8 protein-coding genes are annotated in these 12134 nt (G+C 68.6%); 7 read left to right on the top strand and 1 reads right to left on the bottom strand.

The window, feature by feature from the left end; genetic code table 11:
- The 6 genes from LJE63_00980 to LJE63_01005 form a co-directional block, all read left to right on the top strand.
- Positions 1–1187: MFS transporter (locus LJE63_00980; GenBank protein ID MCG6905167.1), on the top strand; the 1187-nt coding region annotated here is incomplete at its 5' end.
- 148 nt (positions 1188–1335) lie between these two features.
- Complete coding sequence (locus LJE63_00985) at positions 1336–2307, top strand: hypothetical protein (protein MCG6905168.1); 972 nt, start codon at positions 1336–1338, stop codon at positions 2305–2307.
- 29 nt (positions 2308–2336) lie between these two features.
- Positions 2337–7655: an excinuclease ABC subunit UvrA gene (gene uvrA / locus LJE63_00990; GenBank protein ID MCG6905169.1), complete on the top strand. Its 5319-nt coding sequence runs from the start codon at positions 2337–2339 to the stop codon at positions 7653–7655.
- Positions 7656–7671: 16 nt separating this feature from the next.
- Positions 7672–8271, top strand: coding sequence for a class I SAM-dependent methyltransferase (locus LJE63_00995; GenBank protein MCG6905170.1), 600 nt, complete (start codon positions 7672–7674; stop codon positions 8269–8271).
- 45 nt (positions 8272–8316) lie between these two features.
- Positions 8317–9258 (top strand): Hsp33 family molecular chaperone HslO, encoded by a 942-nt coding sequence (locus LJE63_01000; GenBank protein ID MCG6905171.1) that lies wholly within the window; start codon positions 8317–8319, stop codon positions 9256–9258.
- A gap of 46 nt (positions 9259–9304) precedes the next feature.
- Positions 9305–9886 carry a DJ-1/PfpI family protein gene (locus LJE63_01005; protein ID MCG6905172.1) on the top strand — a complete coding sequence of 194 codons (582 nt, stop codon included), beginning with the start codon at positions 9305–9307 and terminating at the stop codon, positions 9884–9886.
- Between the two features lie 18 nt (positions 9887–9904).
- Here the strand turns inward: LJE63_01005 and LJE63_01010 are convergent, their stop codons facing one another.
- The gene (locus LJE63_01010; GenBank protein ID MCG6905173.1) at positions 9905–10810 is read right to left on the bottom strand and encodes a 1,4-dihydroxy-2-naphthoate polyprenyltransferase; all 906 of its coding nucleotides are present in this window, start codon (positions 10808–10810) and stop codon (positions 9905–9907) included.
- 240 nt (positions 10811–11050) lie between these two features.
- Between LJE63_01010 and LJE63_01015 the strand changes: the two genes are divergently transcribed.
- Positions 11051–11989 (top strand): alpha/beta fold hydrolase, encoded by a 939-nt coding sequence (locus tag LJE63_01015; GenBank protein ID MCG6905174.1) that lies wholly within the window; start codon positions 11051–11053, stop codon positions 11987–11989.
- The last annotated feature ends 145 nt before the right edge of the window (positions 11990–12134 follow it).

A 12134-nucleotide genomic window follows, 5' to 3' on the forward strand; every position in this document is an offset into this window, starting at 1 on the left:
CCGGTGCAGCCCCGGCCTCCTCAAACAAACCGTCCCTGGGCTCCCAGGTGATCGTGGCCGTGCTGTGCCGGCTGGTGCTCAACACCGCCCGCCGCTTTCCCTATCCCTTCGCGCCGGCCCTCAGCCGGGGGATGGGGGTGCCCCTCACGGCCGTGACCTCGCTGATCGCCGCCACCCAGGCCACCGCGCTGCTGGGGACCGTCAGCGGCCCGTTGACCGATCGCCTGGGCTGCCGCAGCGTCATGCTGGCCGGTCTGGCGATGCTGGTGGTGGGGATGCTGGCGGCGGGGTTCTGGCCGACCTACGGGATGGTCGTCGCCGCACTGCTGCTGGCGGCTCTCGGCAAGACCGTTTTCGACCCCGCCATTCAGGCCTTCATCGGTGCGCGGGTGCCCTTTGAGCGCCGCGGGACGGTGATCGGGCTGCTGGAATTCAGCTGGTCCGGCTGCACCCTGCTGGGCATTCCGGCCATCGGGCTGCTGATGGCGCATTATGGCTGGCGCTCCCCTTTTTTCGTCCTGGGCGGCCTTGGGCTGGCCGGGTTGGCGGCCCTGGGTCTGATCCTGCCCCGGGACGGGCGGCGGCCCCCGGCCGACGGCGGCCCCTGGCGCTTCTGGCAGCAGCTCATCCGCCAGCCCCAGGCCCTGGGGACCCTGGGCTACGCCTTCTGGGTCAGCCTGGCCAACGACAACCTGTTCGTGATTTTCGGCGCCTGGTTCGAGGAGGCCTTTCACCTCAGTCTGGCCGCATTAGGCTTCGGCACGGTGGCCATCGGCGCGGCCGAGCTGGGCGGCGAGGCCCTGACCGCTTTACTGGGGGACCGGCTGGGGCTGAAACGCTCGGTGCTGGCGGGACTCTGTCTGTCCACCGCCTGCTATGCCCTCCTGCCCCTCGTCGGCCTGAGCCTGTGGCCGGCCTTGGCCGGGCTTTTCGTTCTTTTTTTGAGCTTGGAATTCACCATCGTCGCCTCCCTGTCGCTGTCCACCGAGCTGGTGCCCGGTTTGCGGGCCACCATGATGGCCGGCTTTTTCGCGGCGGCCGGCATCGGCCGCGTTGCGGGGGCGCTGCTGGGCGGGCCGGTGTGGCTCTGGGGCGGGATCAGGGCCACGGGGATGGTCTCGACCGGGGCCAACCTGGCGGCCCTGGCGTGTCTCCTCTGGGGGTTGAAAGGCTGGCGTCACCGCTAGCAAAAAATCGGCGCGCGCCGCGGCCACGGGCCGTCATTTGACGTTGCCCGCGGTGTTTAGGGCGTGTTGCCAAATTGCGAACGAAGACTATGTTATCGGGTACGAAGCCTAAAAAAACAACAGCCCAAGACAGAAGATCCTTTGCAGCATGAAGAACCTTGAAAACAATACACAGATCGAAGAGATCCGCCGCCGCGTGCTCAAATGGGTGCGCGAGGGGCGCGAGCCGGCCATGGCCAGCTGGGAGGGGGCCCTGGAGTCCACCCTGGCCACCATGAGTGCCTACCTGATGGCGGGCAGGGTGGTGACGGTCGAGAACCTCTCCGAAGCCGACGCCAACCTCTTTCAAGCCCTGCACCTGACGCTTGACCTCTCGCCTTTCGTGGCGGCCGTTTTCCTGCCTCCGGCGGTCACCCGCAGTTTTGGCAGCGGGGAGATTCCCGAACGGCTGCAGCGGGTGGCGCCGGGGGCTCCTTCGGCCATGGCGCTGCTCTCGCGGGTGGATGATTTCAGCCGCATTGTGGCCGCCGAACTCTCCGCGGAGGCTCACAAACCGGGGATCGACATCTTCGAAGGCGGCCGGCTGCTGGGCAGCTTCGACTACCGCACGCCCGAGGAGTGCATCCGCGGGCTCTCACGGGTGGTTTGGGTCCACCTCAAGCCGCGGGAAACCTGGCGCGGCGAGCAGATCGTGCGCTACACCGAAGGCTGGTTCCGGCGCAGCGCGGCCAACCGCATCGTCGACCTGCCAGTCAACCCCCAGTACTCCTACATCCATCATCCGGAGCTGCTGCAGATGACCCTGGTGCAGGCGATTTTCCGGCTGGTGCGGGCGGCCCTTTTCGCCCTCTTGGACGATCCCGAGGGGGTGATCCGCTCGGCCAGCCGCGAGGCCCAGCCGGTCACCCGCGAGGCCCTGGCCCGCCGCCAGCCCGAGGCGCTGGCCGCCCTGCGCGAATTTTTCGTCAGCCAGCTGGTGTTTCTGCTCAAGCTCCTCAGCGGGTACCGGGTGGCCGATTTACAGGCGCTCTCCGAACGCGAGAAGGAAGACTTTTACACGGCCTTCGACGAAACCGTGGAGGGTATTCTGAAGACCTTCGTGAGCCGCATCGATGGCTGAAAAGGCCGCCCAGGCCCCGCGCTGACCCCATGCAACCCGACACCATCCGCATACGAGGCGCCCGCCAGCACAACCTCAAGGGCTTCGATCTCGATATCCCCCTCAACCGGATCATCGCGGTGACCGGTGTCAGCGGATCGGGCAAATCCTCCCTGGCCTTCGACACCCTCTACGCTGAAGGCCAACGGCGCTACGTGGAGACCTTTTCGCCTTACGCGCGGCAGTTCATGGACCGCATGGACCGCCCGCGGGTGGAGAGGATCGAACGGATCCCGCCGGCGATCGCCATCGACCGCAAGGACCCCGTCCGCACCTCGCGCTCGACGGTCGGGACGATGACCGAGGTCACCGATTTCGTCAAACTGCTCTATGCCCGCGCCGCCGTGCTGCACTGTCGGGAGTGCGGCCGACCGGTCACCCCCGCCACCCCGGCCGCGGTTTGGGAGTTCTGCCGCGGCATTCCCCTGGGTCTGGCGGTGATCATCACCTTTGGGCTGCCCGCCGGCGAGGCGGCGGCCGCCGCAAGCTGGCGCCGGCTGGGGTTTGACCGCTGGTTCGACGGGGCCCTGGTCCGTCCCCTGGCGGATCTCCCGCCGGATTTCCAGGGTCCCGTCCACGTGCTGGTGGATCGTTTCAAATGGCGCGGGCAGGAGCGCCAGCGGATCATCGAGTCCGCAGAACAGGCCTTTCGCTTCGGCGGCGGTCGGCTGGACCTCTGGGCGCCCCCCGACCACCACGCGGCCTTCAGCAGCGCCCTGGCGTGCCCCGACTGCGGCATAGACTACAGCCCGCCGCCGCCCGGCCTTTTCTCGTTCAACAGCCCCGTGGGCGCCTGCCCCACATGCCGCGGGTTTGGCCGGGTGATCGACATCGACCCGGACCTGATCGTGCCCGACGCGTCCCTTTCCATCGCCCAGGGCGCCGTCAAGCCCTGGGGCGGGCGCGACGCGCATCGCGACGAATACGACGATCTGGTGGCCTTTTGCCGGGAGGAGGGGATCCCCACCGGGATTCCTTTCCAGCGCCTCTCCAACGATCAGCGGACGGCCATCTTCGACGGCCGCCCCGGCGGGTTCTACGGCCTGCGGGGGTTTTTCAAGTGGCTGGAGGGCAAGACCTACAAGATGCACGTGCGGGTCTTTCTCTCGCGCTACCGCAGCTACAACCTCTGCCCGGTGTGCCGGGGCAGTCGCTTCCAGGCCGAGGCCCTGCACTACCGCCTGGGCGGGGTGACCATTGCGGAGCTCTATGCCCTCAACGTTCGCGACGCCCTGGGGTTTTTCGAAAAACTAACCGCCGATTCCCGGCAGCCGCTGGATGAGGCCGCGGCCATGGTCTCAGATGAGGTCCTCAGGCGGCTGCGGTATCTGCGCGACGTTGGGTTGGACTACCTGACGCTGGAGCGCCAGTCGCGGACCTTGTCGGGGGGCGAGGTGCAGCGGGTGGCGCTGGCCTCCTCTTTGGGCGCCTCGCTGGTGCACACCCTCTACGTTCTGGACGAGCCCTCCATCGGGCTGCACCCCCGCGACAGCCGCCGGCTGGTCACCATCCTGGAGCACCTGCGGGACCAGTCCAACACGGTGGTGGTGGTCGAGCACGACCCCGAGATCATCGCCCGCGCCGACTATCTTTTGGACATCGGCCCGCACGCCGGCGATCGGGGCGGCGCGGTGGTCTACTTCGGTCCCACCGGCGGGGTGCACGACTCCCTCACCGGGGAGTATCTCACCGGGGAGCGCGCAATCCCCCTGCCGGCCCGACGCCGCCGGCCGAGGCTGGACCGCTGGCTGACGGTGGTCGGCGCCGCCGCCAACAACCTCCAGGACCTGGACGTGGCCATTCCCCTGGGGCTGCTGGTGTGTCTGACCGGGGTCTCCGGTTCGGGCAAATCGACCCTGGCCGAGGAAATCCTCTTCAAGGGGATCAAATGGGCGCGCAATGATTCCCAGGGGCGCCCCGGCCGCCACCGGGGGATCCGCGGCGCGGAGGGGCTCGCCGATGTGGTCCTGGTGGATCAGCGCGCCATCGGCCGCACCCCGCGGGCCAACGCCCTGACCTACACCAAGGCCATGGACCCCATCCGGCGGCTGTTCTCCGAAGCCCCCCAGGCGCGTCTGGCTGGCTACGGCCCGGGGCACTTCTCCTTCAACGCGGGCCCCGGGCGCTGCGAGACCTGCCGCGGCGAGGGCTTCGAGCGGGTGGAGATGCAGTTTCTCTCGGATGTCACCATCACCTGCCCGGATTGCGGCGGCAAACGCTTCAAACCCGAGATCCTCGCTGTCCGCTACCGCGACCGCAACATCGACGAGATCCTCAACATGACCGTGGACGCGGCCCTGGGGTTTTTCGGCGAACAGGCGTCGGTTGTCAAAGCTTTGAGCCCCCTGGCGGAGGTCGGGCTGGGCTATCTGCGGCTGGGCCAGCCGCTCAACACCCTCTCGGGTGGGGAGGCCCAGCGGCTCAAGCTGGCGCGCCACCTGGACGCCGGCCGCGGCCGCGAAACCCTCTTCATCTTCGATGAGCCCACCACGGGCCTGCATTTCGACGATATCGGGCGGCTGCTGCAGGCCCTCCAGCGGTTGGTGGGCGAGGGGCACTCGGTGCTGGTGGTGGAGCACAACCTGGACGTGGTCAAGAGCGCCGACTGGGTCATCGATCTCGGCCCCGAGGGCGGGGATGCGGGCGGGCGCGTGGTGGTCGCCGGTGCGCCCGAAATCGTGGCCGGTCATCCCGGGTCGCACACCGGAGAGTTCTTGCGGGGTTATCTGGCGGGGGCCGCCGTCGCCCGGGCCCCCGCCGCCGAGCTGCCGATGGTGGCCGAGGCGCCGGCGGCTTACGGGGCGGCGGCCGTCCGGGACGTGATCCGGGTGCACGGGGCGCGCGAACACAACCTCAAAAACATTCAGGTGGACATCCCCCACCACCAGCTGGTGGTCCTGACCGGGGTTTCGGGCTCGGGCAAATCCACCCTGGCCTTCGATATTCTCTACGCCGAAGGCCAGCGGCGCTACCTGGAGAGTTTAGCGCCCTATGTGCGCCAGTACATGAAGATCCTGGAGCGCCCGGATGTGGACCTGATCAGCGGCCTGCCGCCCACGGTGGCCATCGAACAGCGCGTCAGCCACGCCGGCCGGCGCTCCACGGTGGCCACCCTGACGGAGATCTACCACTTCCTGCGCCTGCTGTTCAGCAAGCTGGGCGAGCGCCACTGCCCGGGCTGCGGCCGGCGGCTGATCGCCCAGAGCCGCGAGCGCCTCGCGGCCCGCGTTCGGCAGCGTCCCCGGAGCGCGGCAGCTCTCGTGCTGGCGCCCAAGGTGGCCGGCCGCAAGGGCTTTCACAGGGAGCTGCTGGCCGCCGCCTGCAAGCAGGGCTACGAGGCGGCCCGCATCGACGGGACCCTGACGGCGTTGACACCCGGCATGACCCTCAACCGTCACGGGCTGCACACCATCGAGCTGGTGGTCGGCCGGCTGCCGCACCCCGCGCCGGAGGACCTGATCTTCCGGGCCCTGGAGGAAGGCGGCGGTGCCGTGATCCTCCAGGGCGAGGACGGCCGAGAGGAAATTTTGAGCCTGGAGGGGGTCTGTCCGGCTTGCGGGATCGGATTGAATACGCTGGACCCGCGCCTTTTTTCCTTCAACAGCCCTCAGGGGCAGTGCCCGGCCTGCGAGGGGCTGGGGCAGGCCGCCGCCCACGGCCCCGCCGCCGGGGAATCCGCCGACCCCCGCGCTTGCCCGGCCTGCGGCGGCAGCCGGCTCAAGCCCGAAGCCCTGGCCGTCAAGATTCAGGGGCGCTCCATCTGGGACCTGGTGCGGCTGACGGCCGCCAACGCCGCCGCGGTCCTGGCGGGTTTGCGCTTCGACCCCCAGGCCGCCCCCATTTACGAGCCGATCCTGGCCGAGATCGGCACCCGCCTCGCCCTGCTGGTGCGTCTGGGTCTGGGCTATCTCTCCCTGGGGCGCAGCGGCGACACCCTCTCCGGCGGCGAAGCCCAGCGGGTGCGGCTGGCTGCCCAGCTGGGCTCCAACCTCACCGGGGTGTGCTACATTCTGGACGAGCCGACCATCGGGCTGCACCCCCGCGATAGCGCCATGCTGATCGCGGCCCTCAAGGAGCTGCGCGACCGGGGCAACTCGATTCTGGTGGTGGAGCATGACGAGGAGACCATTCGGGCGGCGGACACCCTGATCGACCTGGGGCCGGGGGCCGGCCGCCAGGGGGGCGCCATCGTGGCCTTCGGGCCTCCGGCGGCGGTGGCGGCGGTGCCGGAGTCGGCCACCGGCGCCCAGCTGCGGCAGCCCCGGCGCCCGCTCACCTCCCGCCGGCGGCCGGTCCGGGGCGTCGCCGCCATCGGCATCCGTGGCGCCTCGGCACACAACCTGCAAGCGGTGGACGTGGAAATCCCCCTGGGGACGCTGGTGTGCGTGACCGGGGTTTCGGGCTCGGGCAAGTCCAGCCTGCTCAAGGAGACGCTCTACGAGGGGCTGCGCCGGCTGTTCAACCGGGGGAAACTGCCCGGCCACTGCCGCGAGATTCTCGGCTGGCAAGCGGTCACCCGCGTGCTGGAGGTCGATCACAGCCCCATCGGCCGCACCCCCCGGTCGGTGCCGGCCTCCTACGTGGGGTTTCTCAACCAGATCCGCGATCTGCTGGCTGCCACGCCTCTTTCCCGCGCGCGGGGCTATCGGCCGGGGCGCTTCTCGTTCAACCGCGCCGAGGGCCGCTGCCCGGCCTGCAAGGGCCACGGCAGCCTCAAGACCTCCATGAGCTTTCTGCCGGACGTCACTGTGCACTGCGAGGTCTGCGGCGGCCGGCGGTTCACCCCCGAGACCCTGGAGGTGCGCTACAAGGGGCGCAACATGGCCGAGATCCTGGAGATGACCTTCGCCGAGGCGGCCGATTTTTTCGCCCCCCTGCCCAAAATCCGCAAGGCATTGCGGTTGGTGGACGATATCGGGTTGGGCTATCTGCGTCTGGGGCAGCCCAGCCCGACCCTCTCGGGGGGCGAAGCCCAGCGCATCAAGCTGGCCGAACAGCTCGCCCGGCCGGGAAACGGCCACACCCTTTACGTTCTCGATGAGCCCACCACCGGTCTGCAGCAGGCGGACGTCCTCAAGCTGACCGGGGTGCTGCAGGCCCTGGTGGACGCCGGCAACACGGTGGCGCTGATTGAGCACAACCTGGAAATCGTCAAGGCGGCCGACTGGATCGTCGATCTCGGACCCGAGGGCGGAGCGGGCGGGGGCCGGGTGGTGGCTGCCGGGTCGCCCGAGGAGATCCTGGCAGCGGCATCGGTTTCCCACACAGCCCGCTGCCTGGCGCGCGACCTGGCGCCGGGCGCCGTCTAGCATGGGGCCTGTTGGCATGTCCTGGGAGGATTTCTACAGCCAAAACGCTGTCCTGCTGGCGGCGCGCTACGAACGGTTGGACCCCGAGCGCCTGCACCGGGGGTGGCGGGAATTTCTGCCGGCAAGCGGCGCCGCGGTGCTGGACGTGGGGGCCGGCTCGGGCCGCGATGCGGCCTGGCTGGCGGGCCTGGGCCATGCGGTGGTGGCCGTGGAGCCGTGCGCGGTCCTGCGGCAGGCGGCCGGCAGGCGCCACCGGCTGCCGAACATCCGCTGGGTCGACGACCGTCTGCCGGAGTTGAGAACGGTGTGCGCCGGCGGCCAAAAATTCGACCTGATCCTGGTCAACGCGGTCTGGATGCACGTGGCGCCCGATGACCGCGAAACGGCCCTCGAGACCCTGAAGAACCTCCTGGCCCCTGGTGCGCCGCTGGTGGTCAGCCTGCGCCACGGGCCGGTGGAAGCCGACCGGCCGATGCACCCCTGCCCGGCGGAAGCGTTCCTGGGCCTGGCCCGCCGCCACGGGCTGATGGTCTGCAAGCGCCTGGCGACCCCCGACCGCCTGGGCCGCCGGGAAATCGCCTGGAAGCTCAGCGTGCTGCGCCGCCCGCGCGTGTGACCTATTGCCCGCCACGCGGCTGGGCGTCGTTTTGGAAAAGGACCCATGGAAAAGAAACATCCCTACGGTGCGACTCTCAAAGATCAGCTCAAAGCCGGCGCCCGCGACCGGATCTACCGCTTCGTCCTGGCCGACGGGCAGGTGCGGGGGGCGATCCTGCATGGCACCCGGATGATCAGTGAAATGCGGGCCAATCACGGCCTGGGGATTCTGGAGACCCTGGTGCTGGGCCATGCCTACCTGGGTGTGGGGCTGATGTCCGGCAACTGCAAGGGCGGCGACCGCATCCGCCTGCAGATCGACTGCTCCGGCCCCATTCGGGGCCTGGTGGTGGAGGCCAATGCCTTCGGCGAGGTCCGCGGCTATCTCAAAACCGGCGTCATCCCCGTCCACAAGCCCCTGGAGAGCTTCAACCTGTCGCCTTTCTTCGGCGCCGGCATCCTTTCGCTGACCCGCTATCCGGAGGGCTCCAAGCGGCCCTTCACCGGCCAGGTGGCGCTGCTGCACGGCTCCATCGCCAAGGACCTGGCCCATTACCACCTGACCTCGGAGCAGATCCCGACGGCCTTCAGCCTCAGCATCCAGTTCGATCGCCAGGGGGAGGTCGCGGGTGCCGGCGGCCTATGGCTGCAGGCGCTGCCCGGTGCCGATGAGGACGCCATGGGGCGCCTGGAACAGCGGGTGCCGGCGTTGCCCTCGCTGGGGGCGGCGTTTGGCGCCGGGAAAGATCCCAAAAGTCTGGTGGTCGAGGCTTTCGGTGCTTTCGGGCCGCGATTTATAGGGGACTACCGGGTGGAGTTCATGTGCCACTGCAGCCGTGAGAAGACCCGCGAGGTTCTCAGGCTGCTGCCGGTTGCCGAACTGGACGACATCCGCCGCAACGGGCCCTTTCCCCTGGAGATGCGCTGCCACTACTGCGGCAGCCGCTATCTTTTTCACCCGGCTGACATCGCGCAGCTCTGCCGACAACGCACGGCGGGAAACTGATGGATGGCCGCAGCGCCCCGCCGGCCGCAACCCAAAGGAGGACCGGATGAGTGCCAAAAAAATTCTGATGCTGGTGGGGGACTTTGTCGAGGACTACGAGGTCATGGTGCCGTTTCAGGCCCTGCAGATGATCGGGCACACCGTGAATGCGGTCTGTCCGGAGAAAAAGGCGGGGCAGACGGTGCGCACGGCGGTGCACGATTTCGAAGGGGACCAGACTTACAGCGAGAAGCCGGGGCACAACTTCACCCTCAACGCCGACTTCGACGCGGTGCGCGCCGAGGATTACGACGCCCTGGTGATTCCGGGCGGGCGAGCGCCGGAATACATCCGCCTGGATCAAAGAGTACTTCAGATGGTGCGGCATTTCGCGGACAGCGGCAAACCCATCGCCGCGATCTGCCACGGGGCCCAGCTGCTGGCGGCTGCCGGGGTCCTGGAAAACCGCGCCTGCGCCGCCTACCCGGCGGTGGGGCCGGATGTCAGCCGGGCCGGCGGGCGTTTTGTGGAGATCGCCGTGGACCAGGCGCATGTGGACGGCAACCTGGTCACGGCGCCGGCCTGGCCGGCACACCCGGTCTGGCTTGCCCGCTTCCTCGAGGTCCTGGGAACCCAGGTGACACCCTGACGGCTGGCTGCGGGGACTTCAGGCCGCCAGGATCAGCCCTAATGCCAGCAGCAGGCTGAACCCCAGGGCCAGGTTGGCGGTGGCCCCCAGGACGGGGTTGAGCGCCGCCCCGCGGGCCTCGGCGATGCGCCGGATGAGCTGCAGGGCGCGCGGGAAGGAGAGAAAACACAGCAGCCCCCAGAAGGGGGTCGCCCCCGCCAGCCAGCCGGCCGCCGGCGCGGCGTAGGCGGCCGAGACCAGCAGGGCATACTGCAGCCGCGCCCCGCGGGGCCCCAGCCGCACGGCCAGGGTGCGCTTGCCGCTGCGGGCGTCGGTGGCGATGTCCCGCAGGTTGTTGACCACCAGGATCGCGGTGATCAGCAGCCCCACCGGTATGGCGGCCCAGAAGACCCGGGCGTTCAGTGCCAGCGTCTGCACGTAGAAGGTGCCGGCCACGGCCACCAGCCCGAAGAAGAGGAAGACGAAAAAATCGGCTAGACCGTGGGAGGCCAGCGGGTAGGGGCCGCCGCTGTAGCTCAGGGCGGAGAGAATCGCCAGGACGCCGATCAGCAATACCGGCCAGCCGGCAACCGCGACCAGGTAGAGGCAGACCCCCCCGGCCAGAGCGAAGGTCGCCATCATGCCCCGTTTGACCGCTTCGGGGGCCAGCAGACCGCTCTGGGTTACCCGCAGCGGCCCCAGGCGGTCGGGGGTATCGATCCCCGCCCGGAAATCGAAATAGTCGTTTGCCAGGTTGACCCCCACCTGCAGCAGGAGCGCCCCCAGCAGGGCCGCAGCAGCCGGGCCCAAGCGGAACTGCCCGGCGGCGAAGGCCAGGGCGGCGCCCACCGCCACCGGTGCCACGGCGGCCGGCAGGGTGCGGGGCCGGGAGGCCAGCAGCCAAATCCGCAGTGTCGAGAGCGTCTTGGGGTCGCTGGGGGGCATGGCGATCGTCAGGGTTGGGGGTTTTCAGCTATGCGGCCGGAGCCCATGGCCTGGCCCGGCGGCGCGGTCCGATCACCGCTCGCGCCTACCTACCATAGGTTGCGGCGAAACTGCAACTTCGCCGCCCGCGCCCCGATGAAAACAGCTGATAACGGTTTTTTGGAGGGGTGTTTCATTCCAGCCGGGTGGCGCTGCATCCAGCGGGTGTCTCCGGAAACGATCCCGGATGAGGAGACGGGCATGGTCAATTTTCTCAAAGTCAGCGTCGTTCTGACAGCTCTGCTGGCGATTTGGCTGGGGGGCGTCTTTCTGTTCTTTCCGGGCTGGGTTTACGACAGCGTGGTTTTTGTCAACCGCTGGCGGGCCGGCCTGCGGCCGGCGACGGTGACGGTGGACGGGGTCGACTGGACCTACCTTGCCGGGGGGCAGGGCGAGCCGCTGGTGCTGCTGCACGGCTTTGGCGCCGACAAGGACCATTTCGGCGCCTTGCTGGGCGCCCTGAGCAGTCGCTACCGCCTGATCGTGCCGGATTTGCCGGGATTCGGGGAATCCAGCCGGGATGCTTCCCTGGCCTACGACATTCCCAGCCAGGCCGCCCGCTTCGGGAGGTTTGTCCAGGCCTTGGGACTCAGCAGCTTCCATCTGGCGGGGGCCTCCATGGGAGGCTATATCGCGGGTTACTATGCCTCTGGCCACCCGACTGAGGTCCGAAGCCTATTGTTGATGGCGCCGGCCGGGGTCCTGCCCCCTGTCCCGGGGAAGCTGCAGCGGATCTATGAACGCGAGGGACGCATCCTGCTGCTCTACCGCACCCTGTCGGACTTTGACGATTTGATGCGGGTCCTCTTTCACGACCCGCCCTGGCTGCCGACTCCGATCAAGCGCTACCTGGTTGGGCGGCACAGCCACGGCCACGATCTGTACCTCAAAATTCTGGCGGACATGGTAAACGGCGGGATGGGGCTGCTGGAAGGCCGTTTGGGCCTGATCGCCAGCCCGACCCTGGTGCTCTGGGGGCGGGAGGACCAGGTGCAGCCGGTGGCCAGCCAGGCGCGCTTCACCGCCGAAATCCCCCGCGGTCGTGGTGCGGTTATCGACAACTGCGGCCATGTGCTCTATCTTGAGAAACCGGTTCAGACCATTTCACTGTACCGAGACTTTTTAAATTCCCTCAACTGAGCCGCCGGCCGCGGAATGTCCCCGGGGCCGGTTGGGCTGGAGGATTCCGCGGATGGCATCGAACCCCAAGCGTCTGCTGCTGCTGCTGGTTCTTTTGATGGTGGGATTCCTGCCGTCGCTGGCCTTGGGGAGGGTGCTTCACCAT

This window comes from Desulfobacteraceae bacterium, from assembly GCA_022340425.1.
Classification (GTDB): domain Bacteria; phylum Desulfobacterota; class Desulfobacteria; order Desulfobacterales; family JAABRJ01; genus JAABRJ01.